At 63.3% G+C, this 22,510-nt stretch carries 18 protein-coding genes; 10 read left to right on the forward strand and 8 right to left on the reverse strand.

The genetic code is table 11. From position 1 onward, the window contains the following. Window positions 1-35 precede the first annotated feature (35 nt). On the forward strand, window positions 36-617 hold the full coding sequence (locus BM019_RS21130) for a helix-turn-helix domain-containing protein (RefSeq protein WP_162136179.1): 582 nt from the start codon (window positions 36-38) through the stop codon (window positions 615-617). A 49-nt stretch (window positions 618-666) separates the two neighbouring features. On the opposite strand, the gene BM019_RS21135 is transcribed toward BM019_RS21130, so the two are convergent. Next, window positions 667-1,623 carry an SDR family NAD(P)-dependent oxidoreductase gene (locus tag BM019_RS21135; RefSeq protein WP_092419950.1) on the reverse strand — a complete coding sequence of 319 codons (957 nt, stop codon included), beginning with the start codon at window positions 1,621-1,623 and terminating at the stop codon, window positions 667-669. Window positions 1,624-1,746: 123 nt separating this feature from the next. On the opposite strand from BM019_RS21135, the gene BM019_RS21140 reads away from it, so the two are divergent. Further along, window positions 1,747-2,697: an AraC family transcriptional regulator gene (locus BM019_RS21140; RefSeq protein ID WP_092419953.1), complete on the forward strand. Its 951-nt coding sequence runs from the start codon at window positions 1,747-1,749 to the stop codon at window positions 2,695-2,697. A gap of 58 nt (window positions 2,698-2,755) precedes the next feature. Here BM019_RS21140 and BM019_RS21145 read toward each other — a convergent pair whose 3' ends face one another. Both BM019_RS21145 and BM019_RS21150 read right to left on the reverse strand, forming a co-directional pair. Then, window positions 2,756-3,265: a hypothetical protein gene (locus BM019_RS21145; RefSeq protein ID WP_062825983.1), complete on the reverse strand. Its 510-nt coding sequence runs from the start codon at window positions 3,263-3,265 to the stop codon at window positions 2,756-2,758. 381 nt (window positions 3,266-3,646) lie between these two features. Then, entirely contained in the window at window positions 3,647-3,862 is a 216-nt protein-coding gene (locus BM019_RS21150; protein ID WP_009044054.1) for a TOBE domain-containing protein, read from the reverse strand. Window positions 3,863-4,065: 203 nt separating this feature from the next. On the opposite strand from BM019_RS21150, the gene BM019_RS21155 reads away from it, so the two are divergent. The 6 genes from BM019_RS21155 (at window position 4,066) to BM019_RS21180 (ending at window position 13,534) form a co-directional block, all read left to right on the forward strand. Then, window positions 4,066-4,887, forward strand: coding sequence for an aldo/keto reductase (locus BM019_RS21155; RefSeq protein WP_092419956.1), 822 nt, complete (start codon window positions 4,066-4,068; stop codon window positions 4,885-4,887). Between the two features lie 147 nt (window positions 4,888-5,034). Continuing rightward, window positions 5,035-7,857: a response regulator gene (locus tag BM019_RS21160; RefSeq protein WP_009044056.1), complete on the forward strand. Its 2,823-nt coding sequence runs from the start codon at window positions 5,035-5,037 to the stop codon at window positions 7,855-7,857. Next, window positions 7,844-9,034 carry a response regulator cyclic di-GMP phosphodiesterase PvrR gene (locus tag BM019_RS21165; protein ID WP_009044057.1) on the forward strand — a complete coding sequence of 397 codons (1,191 nt, stop codon included), beginning with the start codon at window positions 7,844-7,846 and terminating at the stop codon, window positions 9,032-9,034. Before BM019_RS21160 ends, BM019_RS21165 begins: the two co-directional genes overlap by 14 nt. Before the next feature lie 112 nt (window positions 9,035-9,146). Next, the gene (locus tag BM019_RS21170; protein WP_092419959.1) at window positions 9,147-12,359 is read left to right on the forward strand and encodes a hybrid sensor histidine kinase/response regulator; all 3,213 of its coding nucleotides are present in this window, start codon (window positions 9,147-9,149) and stop codon (window positions 12,357-12,359) included. Window positions 12,360-12,433: 74 nt separating this feature from the next. Next, window positions 12,434-13,081: a response regulator gene (locus BM019_RS21175; protein ID WP_009044059.1), complete on the forward strand. Its 648-nt coding sequence runs from the start codon at window positions 12,434-12,436 to the stop codon at window positions 13,079-13,081. A gap of 39 nt (window positions 13,082-13,120) precedes the next feature. Continuing rightward, window positions 13,121-13,534: a TIGR03067 domain-containing protein gene (locus tag BM019_RS21180; protein ID WP_092419962.1), complete on the forward strand. Its 414-nt coding sequence runs from the start codon at window positions 13,121-13,123 to the stop codon at window positions 13,532-13,534. A gap of 25 nt (window positions 13,535-13,559) precedes the next feature. Here BM019_RS21180 and BM019_RS21185 read toward each other — a convergent pair whose 3' ends face one another. Continuing rightward, window positions 13,560-14,186: a TetR/AcrR family transcriptional regulator gene (locus tag BM019_RS21185; protein ID WP_092419965.1), complete on the reverse strand. Its 627-nt coding sequence runs from the start codon at window positions 14,184-14,186 to the stop codon at window positions 13,560-13,562. Between the two features lie 72 nt (window positions 14,187-14,258). Here BM019_RS21185 and BM019_RS21190 point away from each other — a divergent pair, with 72 nt between their 5' ends. Further along, complete coding sequence (locus BM019_RS21190; RefSeq protein ID WP_092419968.1) at window positions 14,259-15,467, forward strand: serine hydrolase domain-containing protein; 1,209 nt, start codon at window positions 14,259-14,261, stop codon at window positions 15,465-15,467. Here the strand turns inward: BM019_RS21190 and BM019_RS21195 are convergent. Then, a complete protein-coding gene (locus tag BM019_RS21195) occupies window positions 15,452-17,740 on the reverse strand; it encodes an ATP-dependent DNA helicase (protein ID WP_092419971.1) in 2,289 nt (762 codons plus the stop codon). The two genes, BM019_RS21190 and BM019_RS21195, sit on opposite strands and share 16 nt — an antisense overlap. Continuing rightward, window positions 17,737-19,389, reverse strand: coding sequence for a VRR-NUC domain-containing protein (locus BM019_RS21200; RefSeq protein WP_092419974.1), 1,653 nt, complete (start codon window positions 19,387-19,389; stop codon window positions 17,737-17,739). Before BM019_RS21200 ends, BM019_RS21195 begins: the two co-directional genes overlap by 4 nt. A gap of 216 nt (window positions 19,390-19,605) precedes the next feature. Between BM019_RS21200 and BM019_RS21205 the strand changes: the two genes are divergently transcribed. Further along, window positions 19,606-19,830 carry a YgdI/YgdR family lipoprotein gene (locus BM019_RS21205; protein ID WP_007922767.1) on the forward strand — a complete coding sequence of 75 codons (225 nt, stop codon included), beginning with the start codon at window positions 19,606-19,608 and terminating at the stop codon, window positions 19,828-19,830. Window positions 19,831-19,850: 20 nt separating this feature from the next. On the opposite strand, the gene BM019_RS21210 is transcribed toward BM019_RS21205, so the two are convergent. Together BM019_RS21210 and BM019_RS21215 are read right to left on the reverse strand one after the other, a co-directional pair. Then, complete coding sequence (locus BM019_RS21210) at window positions 19,851-20,243, reverse strand: hypothetical protein (protein ID WP_085530737.1); 393 nt, start codon at window positions 20,241-20,243, stop codon at window positions 19,851-19,853. 312 nt (window positions 20,244-20,555) lie between these two features. Next, window positions 20,556-22,409, reverse strand: a complete 1,854-nt coding sequence (locus BM019_RS21215; protein WP_092419977.1) for a polyurethane esterase — start codon at window positions 22,407-22,409, stop codon at window positions 20,556-20,558. Between the last annotated feature and the right edge of the window lie 101 nt (window positions 22,410-22,510).

A 22,510-nucleotide genomic window follows, 5' to 3' on the forward strand; every position in this document is an offset into this window, starting at 1 on the left:
CGAGCGCCGACGAACCCGGCCTTGATTTGACCCACCTGGAGACTCAGGAAGAGGACCCCATCAGCGAACGGGTCGCGCAGAACCTGCAACGCCTGCGCAGCAAGCGTCATCTGTCCCTGGATGCCCTGGCCCGCCAGTGCGGGGTCAGCCGGGCGATGCTGGCGCAGATCGAATCCGGGCGCAGCGTGCCGTCGATCAAAGTGCTGTGCAAGATCGCCAAGGGCCTGAAGGTGTCGGTCGCGGCCTTTCTCGAACACCGCGCCTTCGAAGGCGTGGCGGTGCTGCCGTCAAGCCGGAGCAAACGCCTGGTCAGCGCCAACGGCGCCTTTGTCAGCCGTGCCCTGTTCCCCTTCGACGTGGCGCGCCAGTCGGAATTCTACGAACTGCGCCTGAGCCCGCTCGGCGAAGACCAGTCCGAAGGACACGGACCGGGGGTCCAGGAAAACCTGGTGGTGTCCCAGGGCGTACTGGAAATCAGCGTCAACCAAGAGCGCTACCTGCTCTCCACCGGCGACTCGATCCTGTTCTACGCCGACCAGCCGCACCGCTACCGCAACCCCGCCGACAGCGAAGCGGTGGCCTACCTGGTGGTGACCTATCCGGAACGCCTGGACTGAAGGTGGAGTTGCGCTACGCAAATCTCTACCGCGAAAAACACACCACGGCTCATGAGAAGGCATCCACCCGGGTCAATTCGGCCGACAGGCGCCAAAGACGTTCGGCCTGTTCCGAATCGACTGCATGGGGCCTTACGCCAACGAACGACGCCGGCTCGCTCTCGTCGAGCCTGGCCACCTCGCAGTCTTCGCAATACAACCCACCCAGGCCATCCAGCTTCGGCGATGTCGCAGCCCAGACCTGGGTGGCGGCGCCTTGCCGAGTGTTCTTGAAGGCCGGGTTCGCCGGATTGCCCTCGGCGTCTATCCAGCCCAGGGCGACCATTTCCTCCTTGGGCAGGTAACGCTGCAGAGGTGTGGCGATCATGCCGGGGTGCAGAGAGAACGCCCGCACGCCCTGCTCGCGCCCCAACCGGTCCAGGTGCACGGCGAACAGCGCGTTGGCGGTTTTCGACTGGCCGTAGGCAAGCCACTTGTCGTAGCCCCGATCGAACTGCGGGTCGTCCCAGCGAATGGCGGATGAGTGATGGCCCGCGGAGGACACCATCACCACCCTGGCGCCGCCTTGCAACGCCGGCCAGAGCCGGTTGACCAGCGCATGGTGGCCCAGGTGATTGGTCGCGAACTGCGCCTCCCAACCGGGTCCCACTCGGGTTTCAGGGCAAGCCATGATGCCGGCGTTGCCCATCAATATGTCCAGGTGCGTACCGCTCGCCAGAAACGCCTCCGAGAAACGCTTGATGCTCGCCAGGTCGGCCAGGTCCAGCCCATGCACCTCGACATTGGCGAGACCTGCAACCTGGGCCTGGGCCGCCTGGCGATCACGGGCCGCCACTATGACCCGTGCCCCGGCGCCGGCCAGCGCCCGAGTGGTTTCCAGGCCCAGGCCGGAATGCCCTCCCGTTACCAGAGCCGTGGTTCGGGAAAGATCGAGGCCTTCGAGTACCTCGGATGCCGTCGAAGCTGCGCTGAAACCGGAATGAACAGGCGTCTGTCTATGGGTCATTGCAATGTCCTTTACGAATGGAAACCAAGCTGCCAATTTGAAGCGCTTTCATTCTGCGAGCCCGAACCTGGAGCGTGAATGCAATGGCGTCCTACTTTCTATCGAGAGCGTCCGGTTTGACACATGGATCCCCTATCAGAAGTCCTCACCCAGCTCAGTAGCCAGCATTCCTTTTTCGGTGGTTTGAAAGCCGGCGGCGACTGGGCCGTGCGCTTCCCGGCGCCGGAGGGCGTCAAGTTCAACGTGCTTGTGCGGGGGGCTTGCTGGCTGGCCGTGGAAGGAGAAGCAGAGCCGATATGGCTGCAAGCAGGCGACTGTTTCCTGCTATCCCGTGGGCGCCCCCTGTTGATTGGCAGCGATCTTTCGCTGCCAGCGATCGCTGCCGAGGAGATCTACCCTCACGCCGTTAACGGCGTGGCGCACTGCGGCAGTGATGAAGATTGCTTTCTGGTCGGCGGGCGTTTCGCCTTTGGCGACGAAGCCGAGCTTTTGTTCGACAGCCTGCCACCGGTCGCGGTGATCAAGAGCGAGTCGGACCAGGCATCCGTATTGCGCTGGGCCTTGCAGCGGCTGGCGCACGAACTCTCCACCCCATCCCCGGGCGGCGCCCTGATGGTCCAGCACCTGGGCCACATCATGCTGGTGCAGGTACTGCGCATTTACCTGGAGCAGGAAGGAGGCAATACACCGGGCTGGCTCTCGGCGCTGTCCGAACCGCGTATCGGTGCCGCCGTTCAGGCCATTCACACCCGCCCTGCCCAACGCTGGACGGTCGAGGCCCTGGCCAGAGTGGCGGGTGTCTCGCGCTCGACGCTGGCGCTGCGTTTCAAACAGGCCGCCGGCTTTTCGCCCCTGGAATACGTGTTGCGTTGGCGCATGCAACTGGCGACCCGGTCCTTGCGCAACACCCACCTGACAATTTCCTCGATCGCCCAGGCCCTGGGCTACGAGTCCGACAGCGCGTTCAGCAATGCCTTCAAGCGCATCATCAAATGCTCGCCACGGCAGTACCGGGAACGAGCAAGGACCGTCGCCCAACCCCAGGGGGAATCCGAAGTTCGAGTGGGTGCCTGAAATAAAAAAACCCGGCGGGATCGTCCCGGCCGGGCTTTTTCTGTGCCGCTGCGAGGAATCAGCAGGTGCAGCACATCATCGGCATGCCGTTGCAGCTCATCATCATCGGCATGCCGCAGTCGTTCATCATCTTCATCATCAGGGCGCAGCAGCTTTTCATCATGTCCATGTTCATGCCGGCCATTGGCATGATCTTGCACATCATGCAGTCGGCCTCGACGGTGCACTCCATCACGCATTTCATCGACGGCATCGGCATGCCCATCATCGGCATTGGCATCATGGCGCCCATCATCGGCATGGCCATGCTCGCCTGGGACATGCACATCATGCTCATGTTGGCGCAGTGCATCATCATCGGCATGCCGCAGTTCATCATCATCTGCATCATTTGCGCGCTGTTCTTGAACATGGCCATGTCCATGCCCGCGGCCGGCATCATCTTGCACAGCATGCCGTCGTCCATCATTTCGCAGCTCATGGTCGCCATCATCATCGGCATGCCCATCATTGGCATCATCGGCATGTTGGCGTTCATCGGCATTTGCATCTGCATGGCATTCATCATGGTGAAACTCCCTAAGCGATTCGATAGTTGGACGAAGCTGATGGGGCGGATTCTAGGGAGTGGCGAACGCCGCACAAGATGCCGATCGAACAGCAATCGCGGCTGCCGGGACAGCTTCAGCGCAGCCGCTCGCGCGGGATTTTCCGCTTCAGCAGCCGGATGGATTTCATGGCGGACGGGAGCAGGACAACAGCGTGTTTTCCGCTGCGATGGATATGCGCGAATCAGCGCATCCCATAACCCAAAGAAATAATCATTCTAAAGAGGCCCGACTTTTCTCGGGAAAAGGCGCCTTGCCAGCCTCGCCGGTGCCCTGTGACAGGGTTCGGCGAGGGTCGCGAGCGCGGTGCGGGGCATGACGCGGGGGCGGGATCGCGGGTCTCAGAGCTTGGCGATCGACACTTCGGTGGATTTGACGAAGGCGATGACCTCGCTGCCGACCTTCAATTCCAGGTCGCGCACCGAACGCGTGGTGATCACCGAGGTGACGATGCCCGAGGCGGTCTGCACATCGATCTCCGAGACCACCTGGCCTTCATGGATCTCCTTGATGATGCCCTTGAACTGGTTGCGAACATTGATTGCCTTGATGGTCATAATGGGCCTTCCTGTCTGGGGTGGGCACTGGCGCAGCGCCGTGCAGGCCTCTAAGGTGCCCTGTGTCTTTTCATATTAAAAGGAATAAATAGTAGTTATTTTATTCCTTAAATGAATATGAAAGTTTCTCCCGCCTCTTCGTTACCTTGACCGGCCCCCGCGCCTTTGCTTCTCTGGATCCCTAACCCTTTCAGGAGATTGTCATGCGAACACTCGAGCTGGCGGGCGTGCCCGTCCCGGTGATTGGCCAGGGTACCTGGCGCATGGGCGAGGAGCGCCACCAGCGCAACGCCGAGATTGCCGCGCTGCAGGCCGGTATCGAACGGGGCATGAGCCTGATCGACACCGCCGAGATGTACGCCGAGGGCGGCGCGGAGGAAGTGGTTGGCGCCGCCATCACCGGCCAGCGCGACCGGGTGTTCCTGGTCAGCAAGGTGTACCCGCACAACGCCAGCCGCAAAGGCATTCCCCAAGCCTGCGAGCGCAGCCTGCGGCGCCTGGGTACCGACTACATCGACCTGTACCTGCTGCACTGGCGTGGGCAGTACCCGCTCGAGGAAACCGTGGAAGCCTTCGAGCGCCTGCGCGAAGACGGCAAGATCGGCCGCTGGGGCGTTTCCAATTTCGACCTCGATGACCTCGAGGAACTGGCGAGCCCGGCCTGCGCCACCAACCAGGTGCTGTACAACATCGAGGAACGCGGCATCGAATTCGACCTGCTGCCCGCCGCGCGACAACAGCGCTTGCCGCTCATGGCTTACTGCCCTATCGCCCAGGCCGGCAAGCTGCTGCGCCACCCCACGCTGCAGCAGGTCGCCGATCGCCATGGCGTGACCACCGCCCAGGTCTCGCTGGCCTGGGTCCTGCGCCAGGACGGCGTGATCGCCATTCCCAAGGCGGTACACCCCGAGCATGTCCGGCTGAATGCCGAGGCGGCCGGGTTGCGCTTGTACGACGAAGACCTGGCGGCCATCGACCAGGCCTTCCCCGCGCCACTGCGCAAGCAGCGACTGGCAATGGTCTGAGCCGCTGTCGCGAGGCATGCCCCACTGAAAAAACCTGGCGCCCGTGCCAGGTTTTTTTCGTCGTGTATCAGGCTGGAAGCGGCGAAATACCGCGACTTTAAGGATCGTCCTATCCCGGATTAATGAGGGTTTATTTAGAGTGGGTCAATGAGATTAAAGACCTACCTTCATCAGATCAGTCCCCTATTTTCCAGTCCTGAAGCCGCCAGCAGGTTGCTGCGTCTTTTCGCGCTCATTCTTTTGGTCGGCATCCTCGGCGCCGTCTACAACTTCCTCAATTCCACCCTCAGCAACGACATTTCCCGGCGCCGCGGCTACATGAGCAGCGCCATCGCCGAAGCCCAGACCTTCTTCACCAGCCGCGAGGCCTTGCTGGAAAGCCTCAGCCTGTCCGCGGTGCGCCGATCCAAGCAGGTCCAGGGGTATCCGCCTTCCAGCGAAGAACTGCACCTGCAACTGGGCGACATCGATGATCCGTGGAGCATCTGGCTGAGCCAGCGCATGCGCGAATACTTCAAGGCCAAGCAGGTCAACCTGCTCTATGTAAGCCCTGGCCCCGAGGCCCGGGTCATGCGCCTCTACAGCAGCAACCCGACCTCCCCCAACCTGCCCAGGACCATCCTCTCCAAGCTTGAGGTCCTGAACCATGGGGAGCATCCGGACACCGACGAGCTGTGGCTGACCGACCCGTCCACGCAGACTTCGCAGCTGTACATTTTCACCCGGCTCGACGAGCGCACCGATGACTCCGGCTGGCTGGGCCTGGAAATGGATGGGCGGGAAGTGCTCAAGGCCCTCAGCGACCAGAGCGCCGGCGAGTTCATGATGTTCAACTCCGAAGGCGCGCTGCTGTTCACCAACACCCCGGCCGGGCGCCTGGGGCAGGCCCTGCAGCAACTGCAAGGCAGCAACTTCTTCGGCTTTGTCGGCAGTGGCTGGTGGCCCGATCACCTGGTGATCCGCAAGCAACTGATGACCTCCGACTGGCAACTGGTCTACTCCTTCAGCCTGCAGTCCCTGCTGATCGCGCTCTGGCCGCAGCTGGCCGGCGCCCTGGCGTTCTGCCTGTTCAGCATCAGCCTGATCTGCCTGCTGACCCGCCGCATCGAGCACCGCTTCATCACCCCTGCGCTGAGCCGTATCCAGGCGCTGGTCGAGAGCGAGCTGTTCAGCCGCGACGTGATCCAGACCGCGCCCGTGGCCTTGTGCGTGCTGCGGCGCACCGATGGCCAGGTGGTCCTGGAGAACACCCTGGCGCAGCAGTGGCTGGGCGATGGCGTCGAACGGGAAATACTCTGCGCCGGCTGGATCCAGCAAGCCTTCAAGAGTCACGAACCGAACCGCTTCGACTACTTCGAGACCACCGACGGGCGTCATCTTTACCTGAGTTCCGCGCCCACCCGCTACAAGGGCGAGGACGTATTGTTCTGCGCCTTCAGCGACATCAGCGCGCGCAAGCAGGTGGAAGCCGCGCTGGAAGAAGCGCGGCAGATGGCCGACGCCGCCAACGAAGCCAAGACCCTGTTCCTCGCCACCATGAGCCATGAAATACGCACCCCGCTCTATGGCGTGCTGGGGACCCTGGAGCTGCTCGCGCGCACTCAACTGGATACCCAGCAGCGCGATTACCTGCGCGCCATCGAGTGTTCTTCCTCGACCCTGTTGCAGTTGATCTGCGATGTGCTGGACGTGTCCAAGATCGAGGCCGGGCAACTGGCCCTGGAGCTCAATGAGTTCTCGCCACTGGACCTGGTCCACGAGCTGATCCAGGGCTATTCCGCGGCGGCGTCGAACAAGGGCCTGCTGCTGTATTCCTGCGTGGACCCGCAAATCCCCGAGCGACTGATCGGCGACGTCACCCGGATCCGGCAGATCCTCAGCAACCTGCTCAACAACGCGGTGAAGTTCACCGACCTGGGGCGCATCGTGCTGCGGGTCAGCCTGCTGAGCCGCGACGGCGAGCGCTCCAGCATCCTGTGGCAGGTCTCCGACACCGGCAAAGGCATTGCCCAGGATCATCAGCCGTTGATCTTCGAACCCTTCTATCAAACCGGCGGCAACGCCAACGTGGTGGCGGGTACCGGCCTGGGCCTGCCTATCTGTCAGCGTCTCACGCAATTGATGAACGGCAGCCTGCGCATGGTCAGCGAACTGGGGCTGGGCAGCAGCTTCTCCCTCACCCTGCCCCTGGAAGCGGCGATCGATGGGCCGGTCACCCTGCCCGCCACGCAGCTGCTGCCGGAAACCATCTATGTGATGTCCAGCGTCCGCGAGCTGGCGGAATCCATCGGCGGCTGGCTGCGCCAATGGGGTGCTCGGGTGCAACTCTGCCATCCCTCGAAGATCGCGCCGACCAGCGATTGCCTGCTGGTCGAAGTTCACCCCGGCGAACTGGAACAACGCCTGCAGCCCGACTGGCCCGGTCCGCTGATCCTCGCCACCGGGGCAGGCAACAACGAACCGCAGGTTCGTGCCGGGTGCTGGCATGTGAACCTGAACCACCTGCGTTCCATTCATCAGGCGGTCAGCCAGGCCCAGGGGCTGTGGGTGGCCAAGGCCGAGAATCACAACGAACACTGGACGTTGAAGCAACTGAACCTGAACGTGCTGGTGGCCGAAGACAACGTCATCAACCAACTGATCCTCAGGGATCAGCTGGAAGAGCTGGGCTGCAGCGTGGAGCTTGCGTCAAACGGCGAGGAAGCCCTGTCGATGTGGGACCCCGAGCGGTTCGATCTGGTCCTCACCGACGTCAACATGCCCATGATGAATGGCTATGAACTGGCCAAGGAGTTGCGACGCCGTGGCTGTACGGTCCCGATCATCGGTGCCACGGCCAACGCGATGCGTGGAGAAGAAGAGCAATGTCTGGCGGCCGGAATGAACCATTGCCTGGTCAAACCTTTTGCATTACGCGCCCTGTTCAATTACCTAGCGCCCTATGAAAGAGCGAAGAATGAAGCCCTGTAGCATATTGATCGTTGAAGACCATCCCTTCCAGCACATGTACCTGCAACATCTGTTCGGTGAGCTGGGCCCCTACTACCTGGAAGGCGCCCGGGATGGCGAAGAGGCGCTGGAACGCTTGAAATGGCGCAAGTTCGACCTGGTGCTCACCGACCTGTTGATGCCGGGAATGGATGGCGTGCAGTTCATCCAGGGACTGGCCGCCCTGCACTCCAAGCCGGCGCTGGCGATCATGAGCTCGGCTTCGCGGCGCATGCTGATGAGTGCCAGCCTGGTTGCCAAGAACCTCGGGGTGAAAGTCATCGGCCTGATCTCGAAACCGGTGAACCTTGCCGCCTTGCAGACCCTGACCACTCAATTGAGCATTTCGCAGCCGAGCTCGCCGCGCCCCTTGCCCACCTCCATGCTCAGTCGGGCGGCGCTGGCCCAGGCCATCGAGCAAGAGCAGTTCGAAGCCTGGTTCCAGCCCAAGAAATCACTGTTCAACGGTCGCATCGTCGCCGCCGAAGCCCTGGTCCGCTGGATGCATCCGACACAGGGCATGCTGCTCCCCGACACCTTCCTGCCCGCCCTCAAGTCCTTCGACCTCGAGGAGGACCTGCTGTGGCTGGTCCTGCGCCAGGCGATCCAGGCCCAGGCACGCTGGCGCCAGCAGGACTACGACATTCCGGTGTCGATCAATCTGCCGACCCATCTGCTCAACAGCCACGACCTGGCGGACCGCCTGTTCGACTTTGTCATGGAACATCAGGGAGTACCGGGGCAGATCTGTTTCGAACTCATGGAGTGTTCGGTGCCCCAGGACATCAGTAACTTCTATGCCGGTGCCTGCCGCTTGCGCATCAAGGGCTTCGGCCTGTCCCAGGATGACTTCGGCAAGGGCTACAGCTCGTACATGAACCTGGTTTCCACCCCGTTCACCGAACTGAAGATCGATCGCGCCCTGGTCCAGGGATGCCACGCCAGCGAAGAACTGACCAAGGCCCTGACCAGCATCATTGCCCTGGGTCGCCAGCTGGGCCTGACCGTGGTGGCCGAAGGCGTGGAAAGCGCCGAGGAGCTGGCGCTGCTGCGCAAGATCGACTGTAGCCAGGTGCAGGGTTTCCTGATCTCTCGCGCAGTCCCCTCCGAACAGTTTCAACAGTTGCTGGTGAACGACGGTCCAGCCGCCAGTTATTGACCCGAGGACATCCGCCCCTTCAGGATTACATGCCCCACATCACTGACAAGTCGTTGTTTAAAGGTAAAATCCTCAAGGCTTCGACTTTTTCATGCTTTTTTGGATACCAGTGATGAACCACCAGGACACGCTCATCGAGAATCTGAAACGATACTCGACTCGCCTGAACAAGGGATTGTTGATTTTCCTCGGCTTGACCCTGTTGTTGATCGCCATCAGTTACTGGTCGTCGCACAAACTGCTCGAAGAACAACACGGCAGGTTCAAAGCGCATTTTGCGCGGATGATGGAAGACATCCGCGAGCATGAAGACTTCCTCCGGGGCGTGGCCGTACAAAGTAGCAAGATCCCCCTTCACGCCAACGACTCGGTTTCATACCTGAAAAGCGCCTTGCCCGAAGAGGGGCCGCATAACTACCTGGGCCAGGAGTTTGCCTTTTCCACGCCCTTCAGCCTCTCTGTCAATCACCAGAGCGTCGAGCCTGACACCTTGGCCCGGCTGGCCGACCTGGGAGAGCACCTGACCGACTATTACAGCGCCTTCTGGTCCACTTCCCATTACCAGTCACCGCCGTTTTTCCTGTTCGATGCCGTGGGCAACTTCAATATCGGCATTCCGGCCGCCGGGCATTCACGCGACCCGCTCTGGAAAAACGACACCCCCAACAAGACCCTCGTCCTGCAAACGCTCAAGCATCTGCTGGCGAAAGATTCGGCACGGGCCGATGGCGTGGTCGATTGGCAACCCCTCGTCCCCCATCAGGCCAACGAGGCGCCCGTCCGGCTGCTGGCCTATGTCAGCACCCATCTCGGGCCGCAATGGTCACGAGTCCAGGACAGCGGCAAGCAGATCGGCGTCGCGTCGCTGTTCAGCATGGATCTGGTCAATGACATCAAGCGACTCATGCCGTGGTCGACCTATGACCATGTCGCCCTGGTCGCCCCCTCCGGAAAGGTGCTGAGCGGTTCGCTGCAACCGGGCGTCGTGCTGCATGACGGGCTGAACATCACCAGCGACGGCATGGTCTTCAAAGTCTCGAGCCATTCCGCCGAGCCCTGGAGCGCCCTCTACACCATCGGTTTCAAGAGCTACTTCAACTACACCCTGTGGCCCTTGCCGGTCTTGCTGGCCCTGCTGATCGGCGGCATTGGCTGTGGCTGGCTGGTCAGTCGCCGGTATCAGTCGCGTATCGTCAAACCGGTCTACGAGGCTTACCAACGCACCGCCGAGAGCGAGGCCTTCAGCCGGGCCGTGATCGATAGCGCGCCCACCGGCCTGTGCGTGGTGCGTCGCTCGGACTTCAAGGTCCTGCTGGAAAACCGCAAGGCCCAGCAATGGCAAGGCAGCACAAAACTGCGGATGGCCCTGGAGAGCCGGCAGGACCTGTGCGTCGCCGGTGAAACCCGGCTGGACATCGACGGTACTCACCTGCAGGTAGGGTTCGTGCCCACCCGTTACCAGGGCGAGGATGCCTTGCTCTGTGCCTTCCACGACGTGACCAGCCACATCGAGGGCGCGGCCATGCTGGAGCAGGCGCGACGCTCCGCCGATGCGGCGAGCGAAGCCAAGACGCTGTTCCTCGCCACCATGAGCCACGAGATACGCACCCCGCTCTACGGCGTGCTGGGCACCCTGGAACTGCTCGGGCTGACGCGCCTGGATGCCCGCCAGCGCGAGCACCTGCAAACCATCCAGCGCTCGTCCAGCACCCTGTTCCAATTGATCAGCGATGTCCTGGACATTTCCAAGATCGAATCCGGGCAGATGGCGATCGAGTCCCAGGCGTTCTGCCCACTGCAGATGATCGAGGACACGCTGCACGCCTACAGCGTCTTCGCCGAAAACAAAGGCCTGCTGCTGTATGCCTGTATCGATGCGGCGTTGCCCGACCAGTTGCTGGGCGACCCGGTGCGGATCCGGCAGATCCTCAGCAACCTGCTCAGCAACGCCATCAAGTTCACCGACACCGGGCGCGTGGTATTGCGCGTCAAGCTCCTGCACTGCGTGGATGGCCAGGCCAGCCTGGAGTGGCAGGTCACCGACTCCGGTATCGGCATTTCACCGGCGCAACAGGAACGCCTGTTCGACACCTTCTACCAGGTACGCGACGCCTCCAGCGAGGCCGGAGCCGGACTCGGCCTGGCGATATGCCGCTGCTTGACGGAAATGATGAACGGCCAGATACGCGTGGTCAGCGAGCCCGGCCTGGGCAGCAGCTTCTCGCTCCGGCTGGGGCTGAAAGTCATGCCGGGCGCGCTGGAAGGTTGCACGGACATCCTGCCGAGCACCCAGGCGGTGTATGTGCGGGCTCCCGCCGTGGAGCTGGCGCAGAGCACCAGTGACTGGCTGAATCGCCTCGGCGTGGTCGCCAAGCCGTTGCCGGCCTTTGTCGAAGAGTCGCGCCAGGCCAACCTGCTGGTCGATGTCCAACCCTCCGACAGCCTGCCGGCCTGGGCCGGGCCACGGGTCCTGTGCGTCGCCGGCGAACACCCGGCACCGCCACCGCGAGGTTGCACCGTGGATGCCCATGATGTGCGGGCCATCGCCAGGGCCGTGTCCCTGACCCTGCACGGGAAAACCATCGCGCCCGCCGCTCCCGAATGCGACCTGAGCAGCAGGCTCGGCCTGCATATCCTGGTGGCCGAGGACAACGCGATCAATCAGGCGATCATCAAGGAGCAACTCGAAGCCCTGGGTTGCACGGTGACCGCCGCCTCCAATGGCGAAGAAGCCTTGCAGCTCTGGCAGCCGCAGGTGTTCGACCTGGTGCTGACCGATGTGAACATGCCGCTGCTCAACGGCTATGAACTGACCCGCGCCCTGCGTGAGCGTGACCGGGAGACTCCGATCGTCGGGGTCACGGCCAATGCCATGCGCGAAGAAGGCGCCCGCTGCATGGCTGTCGGCATGAATGCCTGGCTGGTCAAACCCTTGAGCCTGCAGACGCTGCACCAGTACCTGTCGAATCTCTGCGCGAATGCGCCTGCCCAGGAGCCGCAACCGATGATCGATGCAACGCCTTCCCCCGCGACCGGCGACACAATGATCGAGCTGTCCCCGAAAATGCGTGAGCTGTTCATTACCACCATGCGCCAGGATGTCCAGAGCGTGACCGACGCCCTCGATGCCCAGGATCCCAAGCGGCTCGCCGAACGGCTGCACAGCGCCGCCGGGGCGCTGGGTGCCGTGCAGTTGAGCGGGCTGGCGAAAAACTGCGCCGAACTGGAGTCCCGGATACTGCAAAGCGCGATCACCTCTTCCGTGACCCTTGAGGTGAAAAGCCTGATACAAAGCTTGACGGATATTCTTAATGCACTTGAATGAGACGCGACAAGATTTGATGAGCGCAATCCTTTACTCTTTCTCCTTACCAACCGGCGTATTACGAGTGGCTAGTCATGGAAAAATTTAAAGTAGTCATCGCCGACGATCATCCGATTGTTCTGCTCGGCGTTCGCGAGCTGATGGAACGGGAAAGCAACTTTGAAATAGTCGGTGAGGCCATCAGCTCACAGGGCTTGATCGAGATTCTCGAACAACAGCCGGTCGATATCGTCATTACCGACTACAACATGCCCGGGGACTCTCCCTACGGCGACGGCCTCAAGCTGGTCGAGTACCTCAAGCGCCACTTCCCGCGCCTGCAGATCCTGATCCTGACCATGATCTCCAACCAGTTGATCCTCACGCGCCTGCATGAGCTGGGGGTGGTCGGAGTGATCCAGAAAAGCCAGCTGCACAATGAAATCCAGGTGGCGCTCAAGACCATTGTCGAAAGAGGTTCCTATCAGAGTATCGAACCTGCGCCGAGCTCGGTCATCGAGTCCAATGCAAGCATCGACGACCGGATTTCCATGCTCTCGCCCAAGGAGTTTGAAATCCTGCGGCTGTTCGTTTCCGGCAAGAGCGTCAGTGACATTGCCCGCAGCCAGAACCGCAGTTCGAAGACCATCAGCGCGCAGAAAATCTCCGCCATGCGCAAGCTGGAAGTCGAGAGCGACCAGGACCTGCTGACGTACTGCATCGGTCGCAACATTTTCAACTGACCCCCTCTTATCCAGCGAAGACAGAAGGCTCGAACGACGATGACCTGCGACGACCAGTTCGACCTGCAACAGCTTCAAGGTGCCTGGGAACAGGTGGAGTACGAGGACAACGGGGTCAGCAACCCGCCTGACGAACATGGCGCCCCAGGAGCTCTTACCCTGATCCAGGGGCAAGGGTTCCGCGTCGTGACGCTCGAAGGCGAGCTGTTGCTCGCGGGCAGTTTCACCCTCGATACCCGGACCACGCCGAAATCCATTACCTGGGTCGACTCCATGGGCGCCGACACCGGCAAGCACTTGCCTGCCAGCTATCGACTGGACGGCGATGACTTCGTCTTCATCGCCGCGGACGAGGGCCACCCCAGGCCCACCGAGTTCCGAACCGGGCCGGGTGAAACCCTGCGCCGGTTCATCCGCGTCTCACAGGATGGAACAGGCCTCGGCAGCCGCTGAGGTTCGCTCGTTGGCCAGCATGCCGTCAGGCCCTGGCCCGCTGTATTTCCCGCCCCGCCAACTCGCCGATTGCCAACAACGCTGCGCAATCCGCACCATCCTGGGCCTGTACCGACATGCCTTGAATGATCGCCCCGATATACCGGGCCAGCGCCGCTGCCTGGGTATCGGCGCGCAGTTGCCCGTTGGCGATGCCCTGCTCGATATGCGCTTCAAAGGCCTTGAGGGTGTTGGCCCTCAGGGCACTGACGAATTCCCGCAGCGCATCGTTTTCCACCGCGCAGGTCAGGGTCGCGGTGGAAATCATGCAGCCCCGCGGCCGCCCGGGCAGGCTGTATTCATGGGCCGCCTCGCGCAGCAGACGGAGGAAACCGTCCACCACATCCGCCTCCTCGCACAGTGCCCGCTCGGCAAAGGCGCCAGTGCTGCGCTGGTAATGCGCCAGCGCCTGCTGGTAAAGCTCGGCCTTGGACCTGAACGCGGCATACAGGCTTTGCACCGTGATGCCCATGGCCGCCGACAACTCCGGCATCGAGGCGCCTTCATAGCCCAGGCGCCAGAACACCTCTGCCGCAAGGCCCAGGACCTGGTCGCGATCAAAGGCAATCGGCCGTCCACGACGGCGCACCACGGCAGCAGGATTATTTATCATAGTGATCACTATTGAAATTAGAACGAATGCCGGTTAATCATAGCGGACATTGTGATTATAGAGGCTCCCCCCATGGATCGACCCCATAAAGGCCTGCTCGCCCTGGCAGCCACTCTCGGTGCTTCGCTGGCCAGCGCCGCCACGCCGGACGAGGAACTCGGCAGGCGCATGGACACGGCCATCGAACGCGCCATCGGCGAACAGCGGATCGTCGGCACCGTGGTGGTGGTGATGCGCGATGGCCAGGTGGTGTACCAGCGCGCCGCCGGTTTCGCCGATCGGGAAGCGGCCCGGCCCATGACCGGCGACACCATCCTGCGCCTGGCCTCTATCACCAAGCCCATGGTGTCCGTGGTCGCCATGCGCCTGGTGGAACAGGGCACGCTGTCCCTGGACGATAGGGTCAGCCAATGGCTGCCGGATTTCCGCCCAAGGCTGGCCGACGGCACCCGCCCGCCGATCACCCTCAAGCAATTGCTGACCCACACCGCCGGCCTGAGCTATGGCTTTCTCGAGGCCGAGCACGGGGCGTATCGCACGGCCGGGGTGTCGGATGGCCTGGCCGAGCCGGGCATAAGCCTCGAAGACAACCTGAAGCGCATTGCCAGCGTGCCCTTGAGTTATCCGCCGGGCACGCAGTGGCGCTATTCCATGGCCATCGACGTGCTCGGCGCCGTGCTGGAAAAGGCCAGCGGCAAAAGCCTGCCAGCCCTGACCGAGGAGCTGGTCACCCAGCCTTTGCACATGAACGACACCGCATTCTCGGTCAAGGACCCTGCCCGCCTCGGCGCGGTTTACCGCGATGACCGTCCGCGGCCGAGCCGGATGCAGGACGAGGCGGCGATCCGGGTCGGCGAAAGCACCACGCTGTTCTCCCTCAAGCGGATCTTCGACCCACGCGCCTACCCTTCCGGTGGCGCCGGCATGGCCGGTACCGCCATGGACGTGGCGCGTTTTCTCGACACCTTGCGCCAGGGTGGCGGCCCGCTGCTTTCCGCCCGCAGCGTGCAGGCGATGATGACCGACCAGGTCGGCGCCCAGGCGCAGACCCAAGGGCCGGGCTGGGGCTTCGGCTACGGCTGGGCGGTGCTGGACGATCCGGCCCTGGCCGGCACCCCGCAATCCAAGGGCACCCTGCAATGGGGCGGCGCCTACGGCCACAGCTGGTTTGTCGACCCGCAGGCCAGGCTGACCGTGGTGGCGCTGACCAACACCGCCTTCGAGGGCATGTCGGGGGCCTTTACCCGGGAGATCCGCGACGCCGCCTACCCGGCGCCCTGAAGCACCTCGTCGCCCGGGGCGTCGAGCGACCACCAGCCCGGCAGCAATTGCCGGACCCGGGGCTCGGCGAACCGGTCGTCGATCAGCATCACTACGCCGCGGTCCTGCTGGCTGCGAATCACCCGGCCCGCGGCCTGCACCACCTTCTGCAGGCCGGGGTACAGGTAGGTGTAGTCGTAACCGGCGCCAAAAATCGCCGCCATGCGCCGTTTCAGCTGCTCGTTCACCGGGTTCAGCTGGGCCAGGCCGAGGGTGGCGATAAAGGCGCCGATCAGCCGCGAACCCGGCAGGTCGATACCCTCGCCGAACGCCCCACCCAGCACGGCGAACCCCACCCCCTGGCCATCGGCGTCGAAGCGCTCGAGAAACCCCTGGCGTTGCCCTTCATCCATCCCGCGCGACTGTTGCCACAGAGGGATATCCGGATGATGTTCGGCCAGCAGGCTGGCCACCTGCTGCAGGTAATCGAAGCTGCTGAAGAACGCCAGGTAGTTGCCGGGGCGCTGGCGGAACTGGCTGGCGATCAGCTCGACGATGGGCGCCAGCGACGCCTGGCGATGGGCGAAACGGGTGGAGATCCGGCTGACGATGTGCACGTCCAGCTGCGCGGCACTGAACGGCGACTCCACGTCCACCCACACCGTGGTTTCCGGCAGCCCCAGCAGGTCGCGGTAGTAATGCCAGGGGTTGAGGGTCGCCGAGAACAGCACCGTACTGCGCGCCGCGCTCAGCCGCGGCGCCAGCAACCCCGCCGGCACCACGTTGCGCAGGCACAGCTCGGACAGGCTGCGCCGGGCGTTGAGTTCGCGCTTGCTGATATCGAACAGGAACTGCCCATCGAACAGTTCGGCCACCCGGGCGAATTGCAGAGCATCGAAATAGAAGCCCTGCAACCGGCTGTCCAGCCCTTGCGGGTGGTCGCCCAGGTAATCGCCGATCGCCGAAATACACAGCGACAGCGCCTTGAGCAACGGGGCCGGCGCCTGGTCGTAGGCCTGGTACGGCCGCAGCTGTTCCTTGTGCAGGGCATTCCATTCCCGGTTGAGCCGTTGCAGCGGCTTCTTCAGCGGCTCCGGAGCGGCCTGGCGCACACAGTGCAACTGGTACTGGTCGAGGCTGGCGCTGTACATCGAGCGCCCGCGCTCCACCAGGTTATGCGCTTCGTCCACCAGCGCGGCGACCTTCCATTGGTTGGCCTGCGCCAGGCCGAACAGCAAGGCGCTGAAATCGAAGTAGTAGTTGTAGTCCGCCACCAGCAGATCGCTCCAGCGGGCCATTTCCTGGCTCAGGTAATACGGGCACAGCCCATGCGCCAGGGCGATCTCGCGCAGCGCCTGCTGGTCCAGCAAGGATCGCTGGCTCGCCGCCTGCCGCACCGCCGGCAGACGGTCGTAGAACCCCTTGGCCAGCGGGCAGGACTCGCCATGACAGGCCAGTTCCGGGTGCTCGCAGGCCTTGTCCCGCGCCACCAGTTCCAGCACCCGCAACGGCAGCCCGGGGCTGCGCTCGAACAGCACCCCTGCGGCATCCAGCGCCAGTTTGCGTCCCGGGGTCTTGGCGGTGAGGAAGAACAGCTTGTCCAGTTGCTGCCCCGGCATCGCCTTGAGCATGGGAAACACCGTGCCCAGGGTCTTGCCGATCCCGGTCGGCGCCTGGGCCATCAGGCAGCGCCCGGTGCTCACCGCCTTGTACACCGACTCGGCCAGCGCGCGCTGCCCGGGGCGGAAGTCGGGATGGGGAAAACCCAGCGCCGCCATGGCCTGGTCGCGGGCGTGCCTGTGGGCCAGTTCCTGCTCGGCCCATTGCAGGAACAGGCTGCATTGCTGGTTGAAGAACTGCTCCAGGGCCTCGGCCTCGTGCTCTTCCACCAGCGACGTCTCACGCTCGCTGAGGATGTCGAAGTACACCAGCGCCAGGCGGATGCTGCTCAACTGCAACTGCTGGCACAGCAGCCAGCCATAGATCTTCGCCTGGGCCCAATGCAGCTGGCGATGGTTGGCCGGCATGCGCTCCAGGTCGCCGCGGTAGGTCTTGACCTCTTCCAGCAGGTTGGCGTCCGGGTCGTAGCCGTCCGCCCTGCCCTTGACCGTCAACGCGCCGAAGCTGCCTTCGAGGGGCACCTCGCTCCGATAGTTCGCGCTGCGCCGCGCCGCCACCGTGCGATGGCCCTGGATGCCCTCCAGCGCGGTGGGCGACGGGGTGAAGCGCAGGTCGAGGTCGCCGACCTTGGCGGTAAATTCGCACAGCGCCCGTACCGCGATGCGGTAGTTCACCCGTCCTGCTCCGCCCATTGCACGTAGCAGACCGCCACCGGCATCTGGTGCTGCCGACAGAACTCCAGCCAGCGCAGCTGGTTGTCCTGCAGGCGGTCGCCAGGACCCTTGACCTCGATCATCCGGTAGGTTTTCTGCTGCGGCCAGAACTGGATCAGGTCCGGCATGCCGGCGCGGTTGGCCTTGATGTCCTGCAGCAGGCGCTCGAACCAGTGCTTGAGGTGCTCGGCCGGCAGGCAGGCCAGTGCCTGCTCCAGCAATTCTTCGTCGAGGGCGCCCCAGAACACGAAAGGCGACTGCACGCCCCACTTGTCGAGGTAGCGCTGGCGGATGGTCTGCGCATAACGCCCGTCATCCAGTTCCGCCAGGCAGGCCTGGAACAGTTCGGCGCGACGGCTGTGGAAGTCCTCGCTCAACAGGTCGGCCGGGCCGCGCTGGAACGGGTGGAAGAACGCCCCGGGCAGCGGCGCGAAGATCGCCGGCCAGCAGAGCAGCCCGAACAGCGAATTGATCAGGCTGTTCTCCACGTAATGCACCGGCGCCTGCTCCTCGTGGAGATGGGCCTGCACATGGAACTCCACCGACAGCGCCGGATCGACCCGCGGCAGGCTGAGGTCCAGGCGCAGCGTCGGCTGGGTGCCGCCACGCGGCGTGGCCGGGCCGCCCAGCTTGCGCCGCAACCTGGGCAGCAGGCGCAGCAGTTGCTGCTGCTCGGCCGCGTTGTGCGGAGCCAGCACCGCCGCCTCGGCCAGGGCCAGCGCCTGCGGGTAATCGCCACTGCGCTCGAAGACGCGGATCAGCCGCGCTCTCGCCCCGGGATCGGCACAGGCCTGGTAGATGGCGGCCGCCAGCGGCCATTCGGCTAGCCGCTCGCAGTGCTGCCCCAGCAGGAACAGCAGCTTGGCCCGGCGCCGCTGCAACCAGGGATTGTCGCTGGCGAACGCCTGGATGCTCGCCAGCACCTCCTCCAGCGCCGCGCCGCTTTCAAAATGCTGCCGACAGTCCTCCAGGTACAGGAAACCCTCGACGTCGGCGCGGCTGCGCAGCGCCCGGGCGTCGTCGCGAAACTCGACCTTTTCGTAGGTGAAGATGCCCAGGTCGGCCAGCACGAACTCCGACCAGTCCTGGTGCAGGTTGCCGAAGAACATCAGGCGCAGGCGGTCGCACAGCGCCATGACCGTCAGGCTGCATACCCCGTCTTCCAGCCCGGGGCACCACTGGCCCAGGCTCCGCGGCTCGTCGAACAACGGCGCCAAGTCGGCCAGCCAGTCGGACTTGCGAGCCTTCGGCTGTTCGATTTGCGCGCGAAAAACCTGGAGGATCTCCGCCTTCTGCAACAGGTTGAACAGTTCTTCCAGGGTCAGCGGCGCCTGCTCGTCGACCCAGCCCAGGCGCACCAGCGGCGCGACGGCCGCGCGAGTATCGCCGATTTCTTCATAGACCAGCCGGGACGTGCGAAAATGGCAGCCTTTGCGCATGATCATGCGCACCAGCAGGGCCTGGGATGGCTGGGCCAGCGCCGAGAAGTCGTCGATGAAGCTACGCTCTTCGGGTGACAGCACATCGGCGTAGCGCAGCTTGAGCCACGCCAGCACCTGCTGAAAGTTGTGCAGGTAATAAAGAGGGTTTTCCAGAGGGTTGGAAGTCACAGGACAAGCGCGCCGCAAAGAGGTTGATACTGGTTATGCATACAGATAACAGCTGCCGACCTGCCCTGGCAAACACTATTGGATAAGTGGCGTTACAGGTTTTTTTACGGGGCCGCAGAACTTTCTTGCGGTTAATCACACCAAGGGCGGATAGCCATATAGTCGCGAGCCGCCAATCATGGTGGACTCACGGGATTCATGAAGAGAGGTTTGTCTATGAACGTCAAATACCTGGGCCTGCCGTTGGCCGTTGCAGCCTTCCTGGCACTGGGCGGCTGTGCCTCGCCAACCGTGGTGACGCTGCAGAACGGCACGCAATACCTGACCAAGGACATGCCTAACGCCAAGACCGCCGACGGGTTCTACGAATTCGAAGACATCGCCGGCAAGAAAATCCGCATCAAGGCGGCCGATGTCGCCACCGTCCGCCAAGAGGACTGACCGATCGAACCCGGTCGCCCTCAGGGCGACCAGGGTGCCGAATTCTGCCCCGGCACGCTGTTATCGCAGGAAATGTAGTGCTGTTCCCCGCGCTTCTGCAGTTCGCCACGCACCCGCTGACACCGCTCGAACTCCCGGGCCGCCGCATTATCGATGCTGATATTGCCGGTGGTTTCAGGCTTTTTACCCTCCCCCAAGGTCACGCTCGCCCAAGGCCGCTCCGCGTCGATATGAAAGCGGCTGCCCGGTTCGGGCTGCACTGCTTTTTCGGTGGCCTGCGCGGCGGCCGGTAGCTGGTCCGGGGTCACGCCGTAGCGCTTGAGGATCGACTGCTGAGGCAAGTCCTCGGCCATTGCGCTGCCCGCCATCAGGACCAGCGCCAAACCGATGCCATACCTCTGGTTATCACTCACCTTGTGTTTCTCCTGCTGTTCACTGTTGCCATTGAATGAGCCTCGGCAGCGACTGCCTGCCTTGATAACGCGCAAGCCCCCGCGGACTTTAATGGCCCGGAGCGCGCACGCGGCATCCACCCGCCTGGCGACAGGCCGATGTTTTATCGAGCGCTGTGTCACAGGGGGCAGGTATTGGAGTCACTTCCAGGCTGGCGGGTCACCCTTTGGGCAAATACCCTTGGTTCTGGCGAAAGAAGTGCGGTCGAGGGACACACAAAGGCAAACCCGTGACCGCGCGAGGCAAAAATCGCCACCCCGCGCGGTCAGGCTTCAGGCGATGGTAATGCTCGCGCCGTTGAGGCTGTCCAGGCTCACACCAACCAGGGTCACCGAGTCGCCGCCGAAGGTCAGCAGGGTATCGTTGCCCACGGTGCTGGCGTGGGCGCGGAAGTCGTCGTTGGCGACCACGCCTGCAACGCCGAGGAACACCAGTTTGTCGCTGCTCTGGTAACCCAGCACCCGGTCCTGGCCGAAGTTGCCGCTGAACAGCAAGGTATTGCTGCCCCCGCCCGCCTGCAGCAGGTCGTTGCCCGCGCCACCGACCAGCACATCGTTACCCTGGCCGCCGATCAGGTGGTCATCGCCGTCCAGGCCGAACAGCCAGTCGCCGCCGGCGTGGGCGGTCAGGGTATTGGCCGCAGCGTCGCCCTTCACCGAAGCGGCGTACTGGGTCAGGTTGCTCCCCGCCAGCAGGCCCTTGTCGGTGACGCTGTGGGTCACATCGTCCTTGAACAGGCCCCAGAGGAACCCCGGTTCCTTGCTGGTGATCGCGCCGATATCGCGGGTGATGCTGATGCCGCCATTGGCATCGCGCACATACAGGGTGCCGGCGCCGTCGTTGGCGAAGCTGAAGTTCTTCACCGACTGCTGCAGGTCCAGGGTGTTGTGGCCCTGCCCGCCCAGCAGGATGTTGTAGCCGCCGGCGTCGCGGAAGGTGTCGTTGCCGGCGCGGCCTTCCAGGTAGTCGTTACCCTGGCCGCCCTGGATCAGGTCGTTGCTGTCGGTGCCGATGATAAAGGTGCTGCCCTTGTGGGTTTCGGCATTGCGGTTGAGGTCCTGGACCCAGGTGGTGGCTCGCGCCGGGTCCGACAGGTTGGCGACGATGATGGTCGAGTCCTTGCTCGTCAGGTCGTAGAACTTCGACTCGAGGATCCGTGTCATGCCGTCGCCGTAGCCGGTGGGCAGGTGCGACAGCCAGGTCGGGACATTCAGGATGGAGAACGGCAGCAGGTTCCAGGCCGCCGAGGCGTAATGGTCGTTGAAACTGACGATGTTGTTGGTCGCCGACTCCTGCGCCGTGTCATGCACGCCGAGGGATGCCAGGTTGAACGAAGAGCCGTCGAGGGCACGGAACACCGGGTCGTTTTCGTAGCCGATATTCAGCACCTTGTCCCCCGCGCTCTGGGTCGGCGAGGCGTAGGCGACGTAGCTGGCATCCTGGTAGAACCCCGACCAGTGATCGCCGCTCAGGTCCGCCAGGCTGTTGACCGCCAGGCCGCCGAGGCTGTGGCCGCTGACCAGGATGTCCTTGCCCGTCAGGCCGTTGGCCTGGGCGAAGGCCGCGACATCGGCGAGCAGCTTGCCGAAGGCTTCGCCGGCGTAGTTCTTGGCATAGTCCTTGGGACCGAACGCCGCCATCAGGTCGTTGATCACATCGCCGATGGAGTCGCCGATCACCGATTCACGGGGCCCGCTGGTGCCGCGAAAGGCAATGCCGATGGAAGTCAGGTGGCCCTGGTCGTCGTACTTGCCGAGGACTTCGGCCTGGGCCGTGGTGTAGCCGGCCTTTTCCCCGTAGTAGGTGCCCCTGAAGTCGGTCTTGCCGTCGTAGCCCAGCTGGGCAGCGCCGATCGGCGTCCAGCCGGCCTTTTGCACCGCCTCCAGCGCGGCTTTCTCCGAGTCGGGGTTCCACGGCACGCCCGGAATCACCCCTTGCGAGTCGCTGCTGCCGATCAGCCCCATGACCAGGGTCGCCGGCAGGCCGAGGCCGAAACCGTACTGCTGATAGCCGGCGGAAAAACCGTTGTCGAGGTTGTGGTAGGAATACAGCGTGATCGCCAGCGCATCGGAAAACAGCGCCTTTGAATCTTCTGTGCCGAGGTTTTTGTAGTCATACACACCCATGGTATTGCCTCTCTTTGTTGTTGAACTTTATTCGAGATAGCTCACGCGGACGGGACGCCCTCAACAGGCGCCCCGCCCTTAGTGCAATGCCTCCTTGCGTT

Source organism: Pseudomonas sp. NFPP07 (assembly GCF_900115645.1).
Lineage (GTDB): Bacteria > Pseudomonadota > Gammaproteobacteria > Pseudomonadales > Pseudomonadaceae > Aquipseudomonas > Aquipseudomonas chlororaphis.